The 19903-nt window shown below is 57.6% G+C and carries 21 protein-coding genes; 14 read left to right on the plus strand and 7 right to left on the minus strand.

Going from position 1 to position 19903, the window contains the following annotated elements:
• Nucleotides 1-49: 49 nt before the first annotated feature.
• Nucleotides 50-1045 carry a GT-B fold glycosyltransferase domain-containing protein gene (locus AC2FJZ_RS05640; RefSeq protein ID WP_496776432.1) on the minus strand — a complete coding sequence of 332 codons (996 nt, stop codon included), beginning with the start codon at nucleotides 1043-1045 and terminating at the stop codon, nucleotides 50-52.
• 143 nt (nucleotides 1046-1188) lie between these two features.
• On the opposite strand from AC2FJZ_RS05640, the gene AC2FJZ_RS05645 reads away from it, so the two are divergent.
• The 4 genes from AC2FJZ_RS05645 (at nucleotide 1189) to preA (ending at nucleotide 5521) form a co-directional block, all read left to right on the plus strand.
• On the plus strand, nucleotides 1189-1821 hold the full coding sequence (locus AC2FJZ_RS05645) for a cupin domain-containing protein (RefSeq protein ID WP_496776601.1): 633 nt from the start codon (nucleotides 1189-1191) through the stop codon (nucleotides 1819-1821).
• A 159-nt stretch (nucleotides 1822-1980) separates the two neighbouring features.
• Complete coding sequence (locus tag AC2FJZ_RS05650) at nucleotides 1981-3315, plus strand: NAD(P)-dependent oxidoreductase (protein WP_496776434.1); 1335 nt, start codon at nucleotides 1981-1983, stop codon at nucleotides 3313-3315.
• 46 nt (nucleotides 3316-3361) lie between these two features.
• Nucleotides 3362-4198: a methyltransferase domain-containing protein gene (locus AC2FJZ_RS05655; protein ID WP_496776437.1), complete on the plus strand. Its 837-nt coding sequence runs from the start codon at nucleotides 3362-3364 to the stop codon at nucleotides 4196-4198.
• Nucleotides 4199-4216: 18 nt separating this feature from the next.
• Nucleotides 4217-5521: an NAD-dependent dihydropyrimidine dehydrogenase subunit PreA gene (gene preA, locus AC2FJZ_RS05660; RefSeq protein WP_050603625.1), complete on the plus strand. Its 1305-nt coding sequence runs from the start codon at nucleotides 4217-4219 to the stop codon at nucleotides 5519-5521.
• Between the two features lie 47 nt (nucleotides 5522-5568).
• On the opposite strand, the gene AC2FJZ_RS05665 is transcribed toward preA, so the two are convergent.
• On the minus strand, nucleotides 5569-6177 hold the full coding sequence (locus AC2FJZ_RS05665; RefSeq protein WP_050603624.1) for a TetR family transcriptional regulator C-terminal domain-containing protein: 609 nt from the start codon (nucleotides 6175-6177) through the stop codon (nucleotides 5569-5571).
• A gap of 171 nt (nucleotides 6178-6348) precedes the next feature.
• Between AC2FJZ_RS05665 and AC2FJZ_RS05670 the strand changes: the two genes are divergently transcribed.
• The 10 genes from AC2FJZ_RS05670 (at nucleotide 6349) to AC2FJZ_RS05715 (ending at nucleotide 15683) form a co-directional block, all read left to right on the plus strand.
• Complete coding sequence (locus tag AC2FJZ_RS05670; RefSeq protein ID WP_496776602.1) at nucleotides 6349-7599, plus strand: Zn-dependent hydrolase; 1251 nt, start codon at nucleotides 6349-6351, stop codon at nucleotides 7597-7599.
• A gap of 92 nt (nucleotides 7600-7691) precedes the next feature.
• Nucleotides 7692-9146, plus strand: coding sequence for a dihydropyrimidinase (gene hydA, locus AC2FJZ_RS05675; protein WP_496776438.1), 1455 nt, complete (start codon nucleotides 7692-7694; stop codon nucleotides 9144-9146).
• Between the two features lie 55 nt (nucleotides 9147-9201).
• A complete protein-coding gene (locus AC2FJZ_RS05680; RefSeq protein WP_496776440.1) occupies nucleotides 9202-9999 on the plus strand; it encodes an ABC transporter ATP-binding protein in 798 nt (265 codons plus the stop codon).
• Nucleotides 9989-10432 (plus strand): GNAT family N-acetyltransferase, encoded by a 444-nt coding sequence (locus AC2FJZ_RS05685; protein ID WP_496776442.1) that lies wholly within the window; start codon nucleotides 9989-9991, stop codon nucleotides 10430-10432. The genes AC2FJZ_RS05680 and AC2FJZ_RS05685 overlap by 11 nt, the downstream gene beginning before the upstream one ends.
• Nucleotides 10429-11346 carry an ABC transporter permease gene (locus AC2FJZ_RS05690; protein ID WP_496673618.1) on the plus strand — a complete coding sequence of 306 codons (918 nt, stop codon included), beginning with the start codon at nucleotides 10429-10431 and terminating at the stop codon, nucleotides 11344-11346. The genes AC2FJZ_RS05685 and AC2FJZ_RS05690 overlap by 4 nt, the downstream gene beginning before the upstream one ends.
• The gene (locus AC2FJZ_RS05695; RefSeq protein ID WP_496776444.1) at nucleotides 11343-12188 is read left to right on the plus strand and encodes an ABC transporter permease; all 846 of its coding nucleotides are present in this window, start codon (nucleotides 11343-11345) and stop codon (nucleotides 12186-12188) included. Before AC2FJZ_RS05690 ends, AC2FJZ_RS05695 begins: the two co-directional genes overlap by 4 nt.
• A gap of 63 nt (nucleotides 12189-12251) precedes the next feature.
• Nucleotides 12252-13247 (plus strand): ABC transporter substrate-binding protein, encoded by a 996-nt coding sequence (locus AC2FJZ_RS05700; RefSeq protein WP_496673613.1) that lies wholly within the window; start codon nucleotides 12252-12254, stop codon nucleotides 13245-13247.
• A gap of 158 nt (nucleotides 13248-13405) precedes the next feature.
• A complete protein-coding gene (locus tag AC2FJZ_RS05705) occupies nucleotides 13406-14119 on the plus strand; it encodes an ABC transporter permease (RefSeq protein WP_496776446.1) in 714 nt (237 codons plus the stop codon).
• The gene (locus AC2FJZ_RS05710) at nucleotides 14112-14846 is read left to right on the plus strand and encodes an ATP-binding cassette domain-containing protein (RefSeq protein WP_496776448.1); all 735 of its coding nucleotides are present in this window, start codon (nucleotides 14112-14114) and stop codon (nucleotides 14844-14846) included. Before AC2FJZ_RS05705 ends, AC2FJZ_RS05710 begins: the two co-directional genes overlap by 8 nt.
• Nucleotides 14847-14867: 21 nt before the next feature.
• Nucleotides 14868-15683, plus strand: a complete 816-nt coding sequence (locus AC2FJZ_RS05715) for an ABC transporter substrate-binding protein (protein WP_496776450.1) — start codon at nucleotides 14868-14870, stop codon at nucleotides 15681-15683.
• Nucleotides 15684-15744: 61 nt separating this feature from the next.
• Here AC2FJZ_RS05715 and AC2FJZ_RS05720 read toward each other — a convergent pair whose 3' ends face one another.
• The 5 genes from AC2FJZ_RS05720 to fdh3B form a co-directional block, all read right to left on the minus strand.
• The gene (locus AC2FJZ_RS05720; protein ID WP_496776452.1) at nucleotides 15745-16617 is read right to left on the minus strand and encodes a substrate-binding domain-containing protein; all 873 of its coding nucleotides are present in this window, start codon (nucleotides 16615-16617) and stop codon (nucleotides 15745-15747) included.
• Nucleotides 16618-16743: a hypothetical protein gene (locus AC2FJZ_RS05725; protein ID WP_256364016.1), complete on the minus strand. Its 126-nt coding sequence runs from the start codon at nucleotides 16741-16743 to the stop codon at nucleotides 16618-16620. It abuts the gene before it with no gap.
• Between the two features lie 13 nt (nucleotides 16744-16756).
• The gene (locus AC2FJZ_RS05730) at nucleotides 16757-18019 is read right to left on the minus strand and encodes a c-type cytochrome (protein ID WP_496776454.1); all 1263 of its coding nucleotides are present in this window, start codon (nucleotides 18017-18019) and stop codon (nucleotides 16757-16759) included.
• The gene (locus AC2FJZ_RS05735) at nucleotides 18020-19228 is read right to left on the minus strand and encodes a formate dehydrogenase subunit gamma (protein WP_496776456.1); all 1209 of its coding nucleotides are present in this window, start codon (nucleotides 19226-19228) and stop codon (nucleotides 18020-18022) included.
• Between the two features lie 75 nt (nucleotides 19229-19303).
• Nucleotides 19304-19897: a formate dehydrogenase FDH3 subunit beta gene (gene fdh3B, locus AC2FJZ_RS05740; RefSeq protein WP_010439472.1), complete on the minus strand. Its 594-nt coding sequence runs from the start codon at nucleotides 19895-19897 to the stop codon at nucleotides 19304-19306.
• Nucleotides 19898-19903 lie beyond the last annotated feature (6 nt).

Consider the following 19903-nt stretch of genomic DNA (forward strand, 5'->3'; position numbering starts at 1 on the left):
TGGGTTGCTGAATCTGTAGGCGATTGCCCGCTTGCGCACAACGATCCTGTCAGCGCAGCCAAAGCCCTTTGCTTTTGATCGTGTTGCGGATGGCCTGTTCGCGTCGCGGCAGGTTGTCCTGATCAAACAGGGCCCGGATTCTTGCGCCTTTCCCCTGCAGAACCAGCTTTTTCAGCGGATCATATTGCTTGAGCACCTTCTTGACCTTGTTCGGTGCCACAATGGTTTCCAATACCTCGATAACGTGATCACTTTCACGGGCGTAGAGCATGGGGAATAGGCGGTAGTGACAGCTGACAGAGCCGTCGAGCAGACCGTCGGGCAGCGCATCCCGACCACCGCCGAACGAATGGATGACAAGGGGAAGGGCGGCCTGATCCAGCCACGGGTCAAGATTTTGACCCGTCAGTTCCGGAATATGTTCATCTCGGATCGCTTTGGCATAGTCCAGATAGCGCTCGCCAAAAACTCTTGGGCACTTGTAGAAGAAATAGCCCGCGTTGAAATACAGATACCGCCGCCAGTAATCATGGGGTTGGCTGGTATCCAGCGAGTCTTCGAAATCCAGCCCGAACCGCTGATACAGCGCCCGCCATATACCGTCGAATCCGGGGCCGTAGAGCGTTGGCTTTGGCCATGTCCCCTCAACCTTCAACGACGCGCCGGGATGGTCGAAATCAAAGGGCACGGTTGAGATGTCACCGGTGATCAGCGTGTCGGTGTCAAAGAACACAAAGGGCTCATCTTCTGGCAGGGCCAACAGGGCCTCGATCTTGTTGCCGTAAGGATAACTTTCGCCAAAGACATGCGAGTCGAAGGGCAAAATTTCGGCATCCAATTGGTTCAGCGCCTTCAGAACATCTTCGCCTTGAATGCTGGGGTTCTGGCTCCAACGTGGTCCGGGATTGGGCGTGGCGACAAACAGCCTGCCTTCAAATTGGGGTGAGCTGTGGCGCAACGATGCGGCAAATAACAGGGCCTCGTATTGCAGGCGATTGTTTTGCCCGACAACGGCGATGTTAAATTTCTGTGGATTTGCTTGCATCTGCGCCCGTTCCCGATGGGTGCGTGACCCAGCACCCTTCGTCCCGGAGTACAACACCAAACCCAAGCCGTCAAAAGCCGAAAGTTTGCAACTTCATCGCAAGTTCCCATTTCTATCAGGATCACTAAATGAAAGGGGCGAACATGCGGATCAACGCAGATTTCACCAAGCGGGTTGCGGTTCATTTTGACGAAACCGAATGGGTGGCGTCCCCAGCCGCAGGGGTTGAGCGCAAAATGCTGGATCGCATCGGCGACGAGGTTGCCCGTGCCACGACAATCGTCCGCTTTGCCCCCGGAAGTGCATTTTCAGCACATACGCATGATGGTGGAGAGGAATACCTGGTTCTCGATGGTGTTTTTCAGGATGAAACCGGGGATTTCCCTGTCGGAAGTTACGTGCGCAATCCGCCCACTTCGTCTCATACGCCATCGGCAGCCGAAGGGGCGACCATTCTGGTCAAGCTCCACCAGTTCAACCTTCAAGATCGGACAGAGGTGCGAAAGTCTGTCAACGGTGCAGATGATATGCAGCTGTTCCAAGACGACCATGAAGATGTTCACGTGCAAAGCTGGGCTGCAGGGGACACAATTGAGTTGAACGCCGACCAAGGCATGGAGGTCTTTGTCATTGACGGGGGCTTTGCCGAAAAGGGCGAGCAATTCGCGAAATGGGACTGGCTGCGCTTGCCGCCGGGTACGCGAACGCAGGCCATTGCAGGACAGCTCGGCGCGCGGGTTTGGACCAAGTCCGGTCACCTCGGTACCATGATCTGAGGTCTCGTCCGCCTCAAAATTACACAAAACCAAACGTAATCCGGGTCATTTGGCCCGGTTTTTTAAATTTTTGACCCTTTGATAAATTTTACCAATTGATAAAATTTTTTTTTGTGGCAAGCTGAGAGCATAACAAACATATCTACAGGGAGTAGAGTGATGGCACAGGGCCAGATGGCACCCGGGATCGTCTCCGGGCGGCTTTCAAGCGATGAGCTGACCTCGAATTTCACCGATCTGCATCCGCCGCTGGCCCCGCACGAGGCCGCCGTTGCCGCAGATCGCTGTTATTTCTGCTATGACGCACCATGCGTAACCGCGTGTCCAACGGATATCGATATTCCGCTGTTCATCCGCCAGATTCAGGCCGGGCAGCCACAATCGGCGGGGCGGACTATTCTTGAACAGAACATTCTGGGCGGGATGTGCGCCCGTGTCTGCCCGACGGAAACACTATGTGAAGAGGCCTGTGTTCGCGAAACCGCCGAGGGTAAACCGGTTGAGATCGGTCGCCTGCAGCGCTTTGCGACCGATGACATCATGACCTCGGGTGCGCATCCGTTCGACCGTGCGGCCTCGACCGGCAAGACAGTGGCTGTTGTCGGGGCAGGGCCCGCAGGTTTGGCCTGTGCGCATCGGCTGGCGATGCTGGGCCATGACGTCGTGATCCATGAAAGCAAACCCAAGCCCGGTGGGCTGAACGAATATGGCATCGCTGCCTATAAATCGACCAATGACTTTGCGCAGGCCGAGGTAGACTGGCTGCTGAAAATAGGTGGCATCGCGATTGAAACCGGATCGGTTCTGGGTGAAAGCATCTCGCTGGAGGGTCTTGTCGAAAACTACGATGCGGTTTTTCTGTCCATCGGTCTCGTCGGCGTAAACGCCCTGCGTGCAGGCGGTGTCGACAAGGGTGGCGTGCGCGCGGCAGTCGATTTCATCTCGGACGTGCGGCAGGCCAGCGACCTCGCCAATCTGCCGGTAGGTCGAAATGTTGTTGTCATTGGCGGGGGCATGACAGCGGTGGATGCGGCTGTGAAGTCCAAACTGCTGGGTGCTGAACACGTTACCATCGCGTACCGCCGAGGTCGCGACGCCATGGGCGCAAGCCGGTATGAACAGGATTTGGCGGCCTCGCACGGCGTTCGAATCCTGCCCAATGTGCAGCCGGTGGCTGTACACGGCAACGGAACTGCAGCCGAGGTCGAACTGGAATATACGTCCAGCCAGAACGGTCAGCTCACGGGTACTGGCGAGACGATCCGTCTGCCAGCAGATCAAGTGCTCAAAGCCATCGGTCAAACGCTAGAAGGCGCGCCAGAAGGGCTGACTCTGGACGGCAACAAGATCGCCGTTAGCGGGGCTGGTCGCACCTCCTTGACCGGGGTCTGGGCAGGCGGTGATTGCGCTGCGGGGGGGGAAGACCTGACTGTGACCGCAGTTGCCGAAGGTCGGGACGCGGCGATGGACATCCACGCGACGCTCGTTTCGTGATAGGGTGGGGTACTCACCCCATTCCTTTCGCTGCTGAGGTATTCCCATGTCCCAGATCGAACAAGCTGTTGCTCAACATTATACCACCGGTGCCCTGACCGAACGCGTCCGCGCGGCGCTTGAGGCCAGCGGCATCGATCCCGATGCGGCCACCGTTGCCGATCTGAAGGCAGGGGACGAGTTCCACACGGGCGGCGTTCTGGCGACGGACAACCTGTTTGGGCAACTGTCGCCGACCCATGCAACACGCATTCTTGACGTCGGGTGCGGTATTGGTGGTACCTCCAGGTACATCGTGGATCGCTATGATTCAACGGTGACCGGCATCGATCTGACGCCGGAATTCGTTGAAACGGCTACAGCGCTGAGCGACCTGGTCGGGCATTCCGAGAAGGCCAGTTTTCACGTAGGCAGCGCATTGGACATGCCGGTGCCGGACGCGGGATTTGACCTTGCGGTCATGATGCATGTTGGCATGAACATCAAGGATAAGACTGGGCTTTTTGCCGAAGTGTCGCGGACGCTCGCCACGGGTGGAACCTTTGCCCTGTTCGATGTCATGGGCGGAGACATGGATGAGCCGCTGGCTTTCCCGCTTCCCTGGTCCACTGTGCCAGAGACTTCCTTCGTTCACGCGCCAGACGTGTACAAAAACGCAGCGGCAGCGGCGGGACTTGAACTTGAGACCGAATCCGACCGCACCGAATTTGCGATACAGTTCTTCGAGGATGTCTTTGCCAAAATTGCCGAAAGCGGCCCCGCGCCGCTGGGGATCCACCTGATGATGGGCGAGACGGCGCCCGAAAAGTTCCAGAACTACGTCACAAACCTAAAGGCCGGGCGCATCCGCCCGACTGAAATGATATTCAAGAAATCCGGCTGAGCCGGGAAGGGAGAAGCCATGGCCGATCTGACGACAAACTTTCTGGGCATTTCCAGCCCCAACCCTTACTGGCTGGCCTCAGCGCCGCCGACCGACAAGGAATATAACGTCCGACGTGCCTTCGAGGCCGGATGGGGTGGTGTTGTCTGGAAAACGCTGGGGGCCGAAGGTCCGCCGGTCGTGAACGTGAACGGCCCACGCTATGGCGCTATTTATGGGGCTGACCGCAGGTTGCTGGGCCTGAACAACATCGAGTTGATCACTGACCGGCCATTGGAAGTGAACCTCGAGGAAATGGCGCGGGTCAAGGCGGACTACCCGGATCGCGCGCTGATCGCCTCGATCATGGTTCCGTGTGAGGAAGAGGCATGGAAGGCGATTCTGCCGCGCGTCGCAGAAACCGGCGCCGATGGGATCGAACTGAACTTCGGCTGTCCCCACGGTATGAGTGAGCGTGGCATGGGTTCAGCCGTAGGTCAGGTGCCGGAATACATCGAAATGGTCACGCGCTGGTGCAAGAAATACTATGATCGCCCTGTCATCGTGAAGCTAACGCCGAATATCACGGATGTCCGCAAACCAGCTGCGGCAGCCAGAAATGGTGGTGCGGATGCTGTGTCGCTGATCAACACGATCAACTCGATCACCAGCGTCAATCTGGACACGTTCAGCCCAGAGCCGTCGATCGACGGCAAAGGCAGCCACGGTGGCTATTGCGGCCCTGCGGTGAAGCCGATTGCTCTGTCCATGGTATCCGAAATCGCGCGGGCTGAGGCCACGCATGGCATGCCGATCTCGGGCATTGGCGGCGTCACCACATGGCGCGACGCGGCTGAATTCATTTCGCTGGGTTGCGGCAATGTTCAAGTTTGTACTGCCGCGATGACCTATGGCTTCAAGATCATCGACGAGTTGACGGCGGGTCTGTCTGAATGGATGGATGAAAAAGGTTATTCCAGCATTGACGAGGTGATCGGTCGTGCGGTGCCCAATGTCACCGACTGGAAGTATCTGAACCTGAACTATATCGCCAAAGCGAAGATCGATCAGGACCAGTGCATCAAATGTGGCCGTTGCTATGCGGCCTGCGAAGACACCAGCCACCAGGCGATTTCGATGTCGGAGGACCGGGTGTTCGAGGTGATCGACGAGGAATGCGTCGCCTGTAACCTCTGTGTTGATGTCTGCCCGGTCGAAGATTGCATCTCGATGGTGCAGATGGCAGCAGGCGAGGTCGATCCGCGCACAGGCAAAGAGGTTCAGCCATCTTATGCAAACTGGACCACGCATCCGAACAACCCGATGGCCAAGGCGGCTGAGTAAAGGGATCGCAACAGATTACCAAGGGGCCGGTTTTGCGGCCCCTTTTTTCAGGGGGTCAGAAGTTTTCGATACAATGTATCGACAAAGGGACCGGCACCTTCAAACGGATCCTCTTCGCCCAAAATCGCACGCACCTGAACCTCGAAATCAGCGTAATGCTGCGTCAGCGCCCAGATCGAAAACATCAGGTGATAGGGGTGCAGCCGCGCGATCTTTCCCTGATCCATCCAGCGCGTTAGGATCACGGTTTTTTCATCGACCAGTTCTTTGAGGTCATTGGACAAAGCCTCGTGGATACGCGGCGCGCCTTGAACCAGTTCGTTGGCAAAAAGGCGGCTTTCGCGTGGCAGTTCCTGACTCATCTGCAGCTTTCGCTGGATGTAGGACAGGATTTCTTCCATCGGATCGCCATTTTCGTCGAGGTCGTGCAGAGGGGCCAGCCAGGTCTCAAGCAGGCTCGACAAAAGCTCCGTATGGATGGCCTCTTTCGACGGGAAATAATACAGTAGATTTGGCTTGCTCAGCCCCGCCTCAATAGCGATTTGATCCACGGTCGATCCGCGAAACCCGTGTGCTGAAAACACGTTCAGGGCGGCCTCGAGGATCGCGGCGCGGTTCTTTTTCTGAATGCGAGTCGGTGCGCGGTCTTTCGGCATGTTTTCGGCGTGTCTCTTTTTTTGTCGAAAGGCGCGGAATTCAGTGAAAATTCAAGCTGTGCCGCGCAATTTCTTGACTGATATCGAACCCGTGATAGCGTGAGTTTGACCAGATGGTCAAATCAAGACACCAAAAGCGAGCCAAATCGCAAGCAAGCAGGGAAGATGAACATGGCAGCTCCGGCGCAGAATCTCAGGATCAATGGCGACAGGTTGTGGGACAGCTTGATGGAGATGGCCAAGATCGGCCCCGGTGTGGCCGGCGGCAACAACCGTCAAACCCTGACCGACGAGGACGCCGCGGGCCGCGCCCTGTTCCAGAAATGGTGCGAGGAAGCAGGCTGTTCCATGGGCTTGGACCAGATGGGTAACATGTTTGCACACCGCGAGGGGACAGATCCGGATGCACTGCCGGTCTATGTCGGATCGCATCTGGATACGCAGCCGACGGGCGGGAAGTATGATGGTGTTCTGGGCGTTTTAGGGGGGCTGGAAATCATCCGGACCCTCAACGATCTTGGGATCAAGACGAAGCATCCCATCGTGGCGACCAATTGGACCAATGAAGAAGGCACGCGCTATGCGCCCGCCATGCTGTCTTCGGGGGTGTTCGCCGGAATGCACACGCAGGACTGGGCGTATGAGCGCGAGGATGCCGAGGGCAAGAAATTCGGTGATGAGCTCAATCGCATCGGCTGGCGCGGTGATGAGGAAGTCGGCGCGCGGAAGATGCACGCTTTTTTTGAACTGCACATCGAACAGGGCCCGATTCTGGAGGCCGAAGGTAAGGATATTGGCGTTGTTACACACGGGCAGGGGTTGAGCTGGACCCAGATCACCGTGACCGGCAATGATGCCCATACCGGTTCAACACCGATGCCGATGCGTAAGAACGCCGGGCTGGCAATGGCGCGTATTCTGGAGAAAGTGGACGAGATTGCCTGGTCACATGCGCCACACGCAGTCGGGGCGGCAGGTCATATCGATGTGTATCCGAACTCGCGCAATGTGATCCCCGGAAAGGCAGTGTTCACGGTCGATTTCCGCTCGCCCGAGTTGGACGTCATCACCGATATGGAGAACCGTCTGCGGGTGGCAGCTGAAGATATCGTGGAAGACATGGGCTTACAGATCGAGTTCGAAAAGGTCGGCGGGTTCGATCCGGTGAAATTCGACGACGATTGCGTGTCTGCCGTGCGCGACGCGGCCGAGCGGCTGGGCTATTCGCATACAGATATCATCTCGGGCGCGGGGCATGACGCCTGCTGGATCAACCGGGTGGCACCGACGGCGATGATCATGTGCCCATGCGTGGACGGGTTGAGCCATAACGAGGCGGAAGAGATCAGCAAGGAGTGGGCTTCAGCTGGGGCGGATGTTCTGTTGCACGCAGTCGTCGAGACGGCTGAGATCGTGGAATAGGGGGCTCTGCCTCCGTCGCCTGACGGGCGACTCCCCCGGGATATTTTTAGCCAGATGAAGCAAGCGGCGCAGACCGCATCAGGGAGATTATAATGAGCACAGTTATCAAGAACGGAACAGTCGTCACTGCGGATTTGTCGTACAAAGCGGATGTCCTGGTCGAAGGGGATGTGATCACCGAGATCGGGATGGATCTGAGGGGGGACAAGGAACTGGATGCAACCGGCTGTTATGTGATGCCGGGCGGGATCGATCCGCATACCCACTTGGAGATGCCTTTTATGGGCACCTATTCCAGTGACGATTTCGAAAGCGGCACACGCGCGGCTTTGGCCGGTGGCACGACGATGGTCGTGGATTTTGCGTTGCCCAACCCCGGCGAAAGCCTGCTGGATGCGTTGAAGCGCTGGGACAACAAATCGACACGGGCGAATTGTGATTATTCGTTCCACATGGCGGTTACATGGTGGGGCGAACAGGTCTTCGACGACATCAAGACAGTGATCGAGACGCGTGGCATCAACACGTTCAAGCATTTCATGGCCTACAAGGGCGCGTTGATGGTGAATGATGATGAGCTGTTTGCATCTTTTAAACGCCTGGCCGAGCTAGGTGGAACTGCTATGGTGCATGCCGAGAATGGTGATGTGGTGGCCGAGCTAAGCGCCAAGCTGCTGGCCGAAGGCAATACCGGACCAGAGGCACACGCATATTCGCGCCCACCGCAGGTTGAAGGCGAGGCCACGAACCGGGCCATCATGATTGCCGATATGGCGGGGGTTCCGCTTTATGTAGTGCATACGTCCTGCGAAGAAGCACATGAGGCCATTCGGCGCGCCAAGATGCAGGGCAAACGGGTGTGGGGGGAACCTCTGATCCAGCATCTCACACTGGATGAGAGCGAATATTTCAATAAGGATTGGGATCACGCAGCGCGCCGGGTCATGAGCCCCCCATTCCGGAACAAGCAGCATCAGGACAGCCTTTGGAACGGTCTTCAGTCTGGGTCTCTGAGTGTCGTGGCCACAGACCATTGTGCTTTTACCACCGAGCAAAAGCGCTATGGTGTGGGCGATTTTACCAAGATTCCGAACGGGACCGGAGGACTTGAAGACCGGATGCCAATGCTATGGACCCACGGGGTGAATACAGGGCGTCTGACACCGAATGAGTTTGTAGCTGTCACTTCAACTAACATCGCCAAGATATTGAATTGCTATCCGAAAAAGGGGGCGGTTCTTGTTGGTGCGGATGCGGATCTGGTGGTTTGGGACCCTGAAAAAACCAAGACGATCCGCGCCGATGTGCAACAATCTTCGATCGACTACAACGTGTTCGAAGGCAAAGAGGTCAAAGGTCTGCCACGCTTTACGCTGACACGAGGCCACGTGGCGGTGCACGATGGCGAGATCCGGACGCAGGAAGGTCACGGTGACTTTGTGGCGCGCGAGGCGAACACGACCGTCAACAAGGCTTTGAGCACGTGGAAAGAGCTGACAGCCCCAAGACCCGTTGAGCGGACGGGCATTCCGGCGACCGGTGTTTGATCCGTTTGGGCCGCTTTGCAGGCGGCCCTGACAACACTCTTTTCAAGGCAATAAAATGAACACTGAAAGCACGACCCAGCCCGTCATCGAGGCAAGGCAGCTGGACCTCACCTTCCAAACCAACGACGGCCCGATCCACGCGCTCAAGGACGTGAACCTGACGATCGACAAGGGCGAATTTGTCAGCTTCATCGGGCCGTCCGGATGCGGCAAAACCACGTTTCTGCGGTGTATCGCTGCGCTGGAAACGCCCACGGGCGGGGCGCTGACCGTGAATGGCATGACCCCCGATGAAGCGCGTCGAAACCGGGCATATGGGTACGTCTTTCAGGCAGCTGGGCTTTACCCATGGCGCACAATCGCCAAGAACATCAAGCTGCCTCTTGAGATTATGGGGTACTCTGCTGCCGAGCAGGAAGAACGAGTGAGCAAGGTCTTGGAACTTGTTGATCTTGCTGGGTTTGGAGGCAAGTTCCCCTGGCAGTTGTCTGGTGGGATGCAGCAGCGGGCCAGTATCGCGCGGGCGCTGGCCTTCGATGCCGACATCCTGCTGATGGACGAACCGTTTGGCGCGTTGGATGAGATTGTGCGCGATCACCTGAACGAGCAGCTTCTGGCGCTCTGGGCGCGGACCGAAAAGACGATTGGGTTCGTGACGCATTCGATCCCCGAAGCCGTGTATCTGAGCACCAAAATCGTGGTCATGAGCCCGAGACCGGGGCGGATAACGGACGTAATCGATAGCCCTCTGCCCAAAGAACGGCCATTGGACATTCGTGACACACCGGAATTCATCGAGGTCGCGCATCGCGTGAGGGATGGACTGCGGGCGGGGCATTCCTATGACGGCTGAACTGAACGCAGATAAGATCAGACGCGCCGTGCCAGGTGACGTGACTTCCTGCGCAAGGGTCATTCATGACTGGGCAAGGCAAACAGACTGGATGCCCGAGGAACTGCCGGTGGAAGAACTGGCGAACCTGATCGGCGATGCATTCGACAGACGTGAAATCTGGGTCGCCGGTGATCCGGTCGATTGCTATATGTCTGTTGATCCCGAGCAGCAGAAGATCGGCGCGCTGTATTGTAGCCGCACTGGGCAAGGCATCGGCAAGCGGTTTGTCGAAATCGCTAAAGAGGGGAGAGAGTTTCTCTGGCTGACAACACACAGACCCAATACGGCAGCGCAGCGCTTTTATCGCCGCGAAGGGTTTGAAGTGACCGCAGAAGAACCGCCTGTACCTCCGGACACTGTGCCCGTCTATCGCATGGAGTGGCGCGCATGAAGCAGGTCTTTGCCGTTCTCACTGTTGTCGCTGTAATCGCCCTGATCTGGTACGCGGCCTGTGTTCCGATGAACATCAAGGGTGTTCTGAGTGAACTTGAACGGGGCGGGACCGAGGTTCAGCCGCCCACTGCAAGCGCGCGCCGCGACTTGGGGGAATTCGGGCTGGTTGCAAACAACACGTTTGCGATCCCCGCCGCGTGGGAGCAAAAAAAACCCCGTTTGCCATCACCCCATCAGGTCGTGATTGAACTGTGGGAAACGACTGTCGAGAAGAAGATCACCTCGAAACGGTCGCTGATCTATCATGGTTGGGTGACACTCAGCGCGACGATGCTTGGCTTTGTGATCGGTACGGGCCTGGGCATCCTTCTGGCTGTCGGGATCGTTCATAGCCGCGTGATGGATTTGTCTGTCATGCCATGGGCCATTGTAAGCCAGACGATCCCCATTATTGCGCTGGCCCCTATGATCATTGTTGTCCTGTATTCGGTTGGCGTTCAGGGGATCATCCCCAAGGCGATCATCTCGGCCTATCTTAGCTTCTTCCCGGTTGTCGTTGGTATGGTCAAAGGATTGCGCAGCCCCGATGCGATGCAGCTGGATCTGTTGCGGACCTATAGTGCCAGCCGGTCGCAGGGTTTCTGGAAACTGCGCCTGCCTGCGTCGATGCCTTACCTGTTTACGTCATTGAAAATCGGTATCGCGGCGTCTCTGGTAGGTGCAATCGTGGGTGAGCTGCCGACGGGGGCCGTTGCCGGGCTGGGCGCGCGTCTGCTGGCTGGTAGCTACTATGGCCAAACGGTTCAGATCTGGTCGGCCCTGTTTGCAGCGGCCATTCTGGCGGCCTGTCTGGTCGGACTGCTCGGAGTGATTGAACGGATGGTCCTGAAGCGGATGGGGATGGCACAATGATATTGGTTATCTTTGCTCTGTTGTTGTGGGCTTTTGGCTGGTGGCTGAACACCCGGCTGGCCAGTGGTCCTCAGGCAAACAGCCAGTTCGTTCGCTTTCTGGCACCGGTGATTTTCGGGCTGACCGTTGTCGGCGCGTGGGAGTTGTTGGTCCGCGGACTTGAGGTACCGTTGGTTATCCTGCCTGCGCCCTCTGCCATCGCGCTGCGCTTTGCCGATAGCCTGGGCATTCTTTGGGCGGATTTTGTTCAGACAATCCTGAAGGGTGCGCTCAGCGGTTATGTCATCGGGTGCGGAGCAGCATTCCTTATGGCCATTGCTGTGGATCGGTGGGACTTCCTGCGCCTCGGCCTTTTGCCTGTCGGGAACTTCGTGGCGGCACTTCCCATCGTCGGCACGGCACCTATCCTGGTCATGTGGTTCGGGTTTGATTGGCATTCCAAAGCGGCGGTGGTTGTTGTGATGGTGTTCTTTCCGATGCTGGTCAACACCGTGGCCGGGCTGCGTGAAGCCACCGCGATGCAGCGCGACTTGATGGAGACTTATGCTGCAACCTACTGGCAGAGTTTTCTGAAACTTCGTTTGCCTGCGGCGATGCCTTTCATTTTCAATGGGTTGAAGATTTCGACAACTTTGGCTTTGATTGGTGCCATTGTGGCAGAATTCTTTGGCTCGCCAATCGTGGGGATGGGCTTTCGGATTTCGACCAGCGTCGGTCAGCTGTCGCTTGATATGGTCTGGGCCGAGATCGTGGTGGCTGCGCTTGCCGGTACCGCCTTTTACGGCCTTGTCGCAGGCATCGAGAAGGTCGTGACGTTCTGGCACCCGTCACAACGTGGATAGGAAAAGGAATAACTCAACAGACCTCGAAAACGAGGCAACCATAAGCAACTAGGAGATATGAAGATGAACAAGCTACTTAGCGGGGCGGTTGCCGCCTTCAGTTTGGCAGCCAGCACGGCGCTAGCGGCGGACGAAGTGACGTTGCAGTTGAAATGGGTCGGGCAGGCGCAATTTGCCGGCTACTTCGTGGCGGAAGCGAAAGGTTTCTACGACGAAGAAGGGCTTGATGTCACAATCAAACCGGGTGGCCCGGACATCGCACCGGAACAGGTCATTGCCGGTGGCGGTGCAGATGTCATCACCACATGGATGGCTGCTGGTTTGGCTGCGCGCGAGCGCGGCGTTCCGCTGGTGAATATCGCACAACCGTTTAAAACGGGCGGTCTTCAGGTCAACTGCCTGAAATCCACCGGCGTCGAAACGCCCGAGGATTTCCCCGGCCGCACCATGGGTGTTTGGTTCTTTGGCAATGAATATCCGTTCTACGCCTGGATGGCGTCCTTGGGCATCGAAACGGACGGCGCAGATGATAACGGCGTCACTGTTTTGAAACAGGCGTTTTCTGCAGATCCTCTGATCCAGGGGCAGGCGGATTGCATTTCCACCATGACTTACAACGAGTACCGCCAGATCCTTCAGGCCGGTATCACTCCTGAAGAGCTGGTGACGTTCAACTATCTTCAGATGGGTTTCGGGATGCTTGAAGATGGCCTTTATGTCATGGAAGAGAACCTGAGCGACCCCGCCTTCGTCGACAAGATGGAGCGTTTTGTTCGGGCCTCGATGAAAGGCTGGAAATACGCGGCTGAAAACCAGGAAGAGGCCGCCGAAATCGTGCTGGAATTCGATGAGACCGGCGCGCAGGAATTGGACCATCAGGTCTATATGATGGGTGAAGTTGCAAAGCTGATCGAAGGATCGGACGGTGCATTGGATCCTGCCGATTATGACCAGACCGTAAAAACACTGCTGTCAGCTGTTTCCGCAGAGAACCCGGCGATCACCAAAGAGCCAGACGGCGCCTGGACGCACCAGATCACGGATGCGGCGTTGAACTAACGCAATCCGATAATTCGAACGATTTTGGCGCGGCCCCGATCGGGGCCGCGTTTTTCATTTTGGATGCCGGATTTGTGTCTGTACTCGATTGAAAATCAGAGTAGTATTTGCTTGTAAATTAACGCATTTCGTACGAAATGCAGATCATGCGGTAGAAAATGCAGGGATTTGCATCAGAATTCAGCTTGTCGATTGCTTTGATCTTCGAAGGAGACTCAGAGCTTTGGGCGATTGTGCTTTTGTCCCTGAAAGTATCCGTGTTTGCGGTGCTGATTTCTGCCCTGATCGGGATGCCTGTCGGTGCGGCTTTGGCTGTCGCCCGGTTCCCTGGACGGCGCTCGTTGATCGTGCTGATGAATGCGCTAATGGGGTTCCCGCCCGTCGTCGTTGGACTGCTGGTCTATCTGATGTTGTCCCGTTCCGGCCCCTTGGGAGTGCTTGAGCTTTTGTATACCCCGACGGCCATGATCATCGCGCAGGTGGTTCTGGTCGCGCCGATCGTTGCCGCGCTGACCCGGCAAGTGATCGAAATGCTGGCCGAGGAGTATTCCGAACAGTTGCGATCCCTGGGCGTGTCGCGCCTTGCATCGGTTCCTGTGCTGCTGTGGGACGCACGCCTGGCTTTGGTCACGGCCTTGTTGGCCGGGTTTGGACGTGCAATTGCCGAGGTGGGTGCGGTCATCATCGTGGGCGGCAATATCAACCATGTTACGCGTGTTATGACGACAACGATTGCTCTTGAGACGTCGAAAGGCAATCTCGCGCTGGCACTGGCCTTGGGGGCAATCCTGATCGGGATTGCGGTGGTGGTAAACGCCATGGTCAGCGCCGCCAGTCTGCGGGCCGAACAGGAGGGCTTGCGCCATGCGTGATTTGCTTTGCGACATGACGAAGTGTCTGCAGGTGCGCGGCCTTCAGATCCGCCGCAACGGCAGGGCTTTGCTGGATGTTGCTGATCTGACGCTGGATGGGCCGGGACCAACGCTGTTGCTGGGACCAAATGGCGCGGGTAAAAGTCTGTTGTTGCGGTGTTTGCACGGGTTGATCAGCCCGGATCAGGGGCGGGTCATTCAGGATGGTGCACCCTTGGGTCCCGTTCACACGGCACGACAGGCCATGGTGTTTCAGCAACCGGTTCTTCTGCGGCGTTCGGTTTCGGCCAATCTGGACTTTGTCCTAAGACGACAGAAGATGGCACGTGACGCGCGCAAAACCCGGATTGCCGAATTGCTGGCCGAGGGCGGGCTGGAGGACAAAGCCCGACAATCTGCACGATCTCTGTCCGGGGGCGAGGCGCAGCGGCTGGCGATTCTGCGCGCCTTGGCGACAGGCCCTGAAACCCTGTTTCTGGATGAACCCACCAGCGCCCTGGACCCAAGCGCCACTCAGATGATCGAACGGATGATCCAGCGCGCCTCGTCACGTGGGGTGCGGATCGTGATGGTGACGCACGACATCGGGCAGGCACGGCGGTTGGCCGCTGACATAGTCATGATGCAGGGCGGACATGTGGTCGAACATGGGTCTGCGAAACAGGTATTGGATGCCCCCGAAAGCGAGGCATCGCGTCGCTATCTGGCGGGTGGGCTGGTTACTTAAAAAGAAAAGACGGAGAATATGATGTTCCGGGCAGCTATTCGGGCAGCAGCAGTGGCACTTGGCTTAACGGCAGGGGCGGTTTCGGCGGAAACGCCGTTCATCGTCGTCCAATCCACGACATCGACGCAGAACTCTGGGTTATTGGAGTATATTCTGCCGTGGTTCGAAGCCGAGTCCGGCATAGACGTGCGGGTTGTTGCGGTGGGAACAGGTCAGGCCATTCGCAATGCGATCAATGGGGACGGCGATGTACTGCTGGTCCATGCCAAGCCCGCCGAGGAGAAATTTGTCGCAGACGGCTGGGGCGTTGAACGCAAAGACCTGATGTACAACGATTTTGTTCTGGTCGGCCCAAAATCGGATCCGGCCGAAATTCGTGGAGGAACCGACATTCTGGCTGCTTTGACTGCCATTGCAGAGGCTGAAGCCCCCTTTGCATCACGTGGCGATGACAGTGGGACGCATAAGGCCGAGCTGAGCCATTGGTCGGCTGCGGGGCTTGATCCAATGGGTGCCTCGGGTGCGTGGTATCGTGAAACCGGATCGGGCATGGGCGCAACCCTGAACGTGGCCAGCGGAATGGACGCCTATACGCTGACAGACCGGGCCACGTGGCTGTCCTTTGGCAACCGGGGCAATCTTGAGGTATTGGTCGAGGACGATCCGCGCCTGTTCAATCAATACGGTGTGATCCTTGTGAACCCTGACAAGCACCATCACGTGAGGGCGGCTTCCGGTCAGCGTTTTATTGACTGGCTGACCGGGCCGGATGGGCAGGAGGCGATTGCATCCTTCCGGCTTGAGGGACAGCAGGTGTTTTTCCCTAATGCCCAATAGGTCGGACTGCGGCCAACCCTTTTAGGGTGAGTATTTTTGAAAAGATGAAGTGGTGAGGGGATCACTCACTGGCACCATTGTGGTGAATGGTGCCGGTTCCCGACAGATCATAGCCACCAAATTCCTGGGCGCGCTGTGCGAACTGATCTGAATGCAAGAGCGTCATCAGCTTTTGTATTGGTGGATCGAAAAAAGACCGCCGCCAGATCGCCAGGTCCAGCCTTTCGGAATGGGTGGGGACAAAGCCCAGGTCGTAAAGCCCGGCCAAAGCACCCAGACCAAAGCCAGCCTCGGCCTTTTGATCGTGTAGGGCGATGGCCAGTTCCTCTTCGGTGCGCGCACAGCCAGGGCGGATATCCAGATCATCTCGGCTCATGTCGTGGGCTGAAAGTTGGGCATCAAACAGGTGTTGGCTGGCTGCACTGTTCTGACGCAGGATGACGCGGCGCGATTTGAGATCTTCGAAGGATTTGATGTCCGAAACGCCTGGGGCAAGCAGCAGCCCGCGCTCGCGCCGGGCGACTTCATAGAGGATCACCGGGGCTTCGCCCAACGCGTCGCGCAGGGATTTGGTGTTGAATCCGCCCTCTTCGTGGATGTGCAACACTGCCGCCTGGGCGCTGCGGTCGCTCAGCCGAGTCAATCCGTCGAAGGAGCCATCATAATAGGTCGCCAGACCCGATCCGCTTTCGCGCAATGCCCAGTCCAGCAAAGGATCATGGCTGCCCGCAACAATCGGAGGCAGGGGAGGTTCGGCAACCTGCGGGCCGGATCGCGAGGCGTTGAGCCAGGCAATGATCTCGGCTCTGGGGAACAACAGCTTGCCCATGGCGCGCACGCACGGCACCTCGCCCGAAGAGGCAAGATCATAGGCTTTCCGCTCGCCAATGCGCAGCAGATCGGCCAGTTCGCGGGTGGTCAGATATTGAGACATTCAGTCCAGGCGCACCGCTGAACCAGACGTGGTGTCCGCAGCGCTGAACCCGATCCGGTCCAGCGTAGAGGGGGCTGCGACCGTAATCACGACCATCGCGACAACCGCGGCAAAAAAGGCTTTCATAGTCTCCTCCGGTTCAGTTCTGGTCGTCCGTTGCACGGCGCAGGAAGGTGATCAGGTCGTCCCGGTCCTGCTGTTCTGCAATCCGTTGCATCGGCATCTTCGACCCCGGAATGTAATGATCCGGCCCTTCATCGAAAAGGGTATTTATTGTCTGTTCATTCCAAACAATATCAGAGTCTTGCAGCGTATCCGAGTATAAATATCCGGGCAGCGATCCTGCGGGCCGCCCAAAGATACCATGCAGTGTGGGCCCCGCCCGGCGTTCGCTGTCGGGTGTCAGGCTATGGCAGATCGAGCATTTGCGGGCGAACTGACGTTCTCCGTTCTCCATCTCTTCGGGATCTTTCAGAAAACTGGGCGCGGTCGAGGCCATTTGCTGTTGATCCGACAGCTCGCCCACAGGCCAGCTGTACATGGCTGCATCTATGCCGCCTGCGTGAATGTTCTGACCATCACCTGAGAATGACAGCGCCCAGACCGGTCCGCGCAGTGTTGCACGGAAATCCTGCGTGATGCGCCATTCGGTCGTGTCGATCGTCATGATATAGCCTTCGCCGTCGCCAACAGCCAAAAGGCTTCGGTCCGGGCTGAGCGCCAAGGCCAGGATCGGGCGGCGGTCCAGTGTGAAGTCGCGTTCCTCGCCCGTGGTCAAATCGAGGATGCGCGTCACCCCGTCCACTGCGCCATAGGCGATCCAGTTGTCCTGCGCATTCAAAATCAATTCGTTGATGCCAAAGCCGTGTTCAACCAGACGATCTGTTTCCGCACCGGTATCAACATCCCACAGGCGCAACGAGCCATCTACACCTGCGGAATAAAGTTGTGATCCATCCGGGGAAAAGACGACCGCGTTCACGCCACTGCCCGTAGGACCGAATAGGGTGGGGGCGGTGCCATCGACAGGCCATAAGCCGATGGTGCCGTCCCAACTGGCCGTTGCTACATGAGTTTTGGAAGCAGCCACAGAAACGATCTTGCCTTTGTGCTGACCAACGATCTCTCCGCCCGGCCAGCGACGCAAAGTGAAATCATCTCCGGCGGAATAGATCGCTGTGCCATTGAAGACGACCGCGTTGACGGCGGCTTCGTGACCTTCCAGCCATTCGGGCGTCTGGTTCGACCATAGCCCGACAGAGTTGTCGAAACTGGCTGTAGCGATCCGGCCGTCTGGTGCCGTGGCGATCCCCATGATCGGCCCGCCATGGCCTTTGAGCGTGAAGAACTCTGACCACGCGGGCAGGGGGATCACCGCAAAGGCAAAGATCAGCCAGCGCATCTATTCGGCAGGTGAGGCCGCTGCCTTGCCAGCCTCTTTTTCCTGCACCTCTTCCAACCACAGCGAGTGATGCTCGCGGGCCCATTGTTCTTCAACCTCGCCAGTACCCATGGCATCAAACGCGCCTTCCATCCCGACGGACCCGAGGTAGATATGCGCAATGATGATGGCGATGAAGACATAGGCGATCATGACGTGCCATATCTGCGCGTATTGCATTTCTTCTTGCGGCGACATCTGCACGGGCAGGTTCAGGCCCAGCAACTGTGGAATGCCGGTGGCATTGGCAACAGTGAACGTCTTGGCGAACATCGGCAGCTCGAACGGGAACAGCAGTGACAGCCCGGACACGCTGATCGAAACGCCCAGCAGGATACAGGCCCAGAAGATCACCTTTTGGCCTGCGTTGAATTTCTTGGCGGGCGGATGGCTGCCTTTGGTAAACAGCCCCCCACCGGCGGCCAGCCATTTCAGGTCAGTACGGTTGGGGATGTTGTGCGCGATCCAATTCACGGTCACGATGATCAACCCCAGCATGAAAGCCCAAGCCAGATTGTTGTGCAGCCACTTGCAACTTTGAGCGATGCTAGCAAAGCCTTCTTTTCCGAAGATCGGGATCAGGAAGTCGCGGCCATAAAGCGTCAGCAGACCGGTGATGCCAAGGATCAGGAACGACCCTGCAAACAGCCAGTGGCCAAAGCGTTCAAATCCGTCAAAGCGGGTGACGGTTCGGCCAGTTTTCTCTCCGTCGATGCGGATTTTGCCGCGGATTAGGAAGAACAGAACAATGATGCTCAGCATTCCGGCGATTATATAGGTGCCGTATTCGCGCAGGGGGCCAGTGCGGAAGGCCCACCACCACATGCCGCCATCCTGGATCAGAACGCTGTCAGCGGGGCCATGCGATGACACTGTGACATCCGCCGACCCAAAGCGCAGCGCGCGGTAGACATCGCTGTCCGAAGACACACCTCTGGGTCCAAACTGGCCCAGAAGACCTTCGACATTGCCCTGGCCGGTGTTTTCCGAGCGATAGGTGTTATCCACTTTTTCGCCCCGCTGTCGCGCGAGGATATCCTCAAGCGTTGTTGCGCCTCCGGTCGTGGCGCGCTCGTCCGAGGCGGGCGGGGTCTCGGTCTCGGCGGTTTGTCCAACGGTGGCCTGTGCCAATCCGAAAGTGAACAGCAATGCGATGAGTAAGCGGAACATCTGAACCTCGGTCAAAACCCCTGATCAGGCGACCCACGGATGCGGGTCGCCTGTTTGGTTCACGAAAAAGCGGTCTTAACCGTCTTTCTGGTCGTAGGCTGTGCCCCAACCCCACGCGCCCGAGCCAAACCCGCGCGCCACGACGCGTTCGCGGTAGACTGCGGATACTACGTCGCCGTCACCGGCAAGCAGGGCCTTGGTGGAACACATCTCGGCGCAGATGGGCAGTTTGCCCTCAGCGATCCGGTTGCGACCATATTTGGCGAACTCTGCGGTCGAGTGCGTTTCCTCGGGGCCGCCGGCACAGAAGGTACATTTGTCCATCTTGCCACGCGATCCGAAGTTGCCCGCCTGCGGATATTGCGGTGCGCCAAAGGGGCACGCGTAGAAGCAATAGCCGCAACCAATACACAGGTCCTTGGAATGCAGGACGACCCCTTCTTCGTTCTGATAGAAGCAGTCGACCGGGCACACCGCCATACAGGGCGCATCCGAGCAATGCATGCAGGCGACCGAGATCGAGCGTTCACCCGGGTTGCCGTCATTGATCGTCACCACCCTGCGGCGGTTGATGCCCCACGGCACTTCGTGCTCGTTCTTACACGCGGTTACGCAGGCGTTGCACTCGATGCAGCGTTCAGCGTCGCAGAGAAACTTTGCTCTAGCCATTATCGT

The sequence above is a fragment of the Ruegeria sp. CDSA079 genome (genome assembly GCF_059612245.1).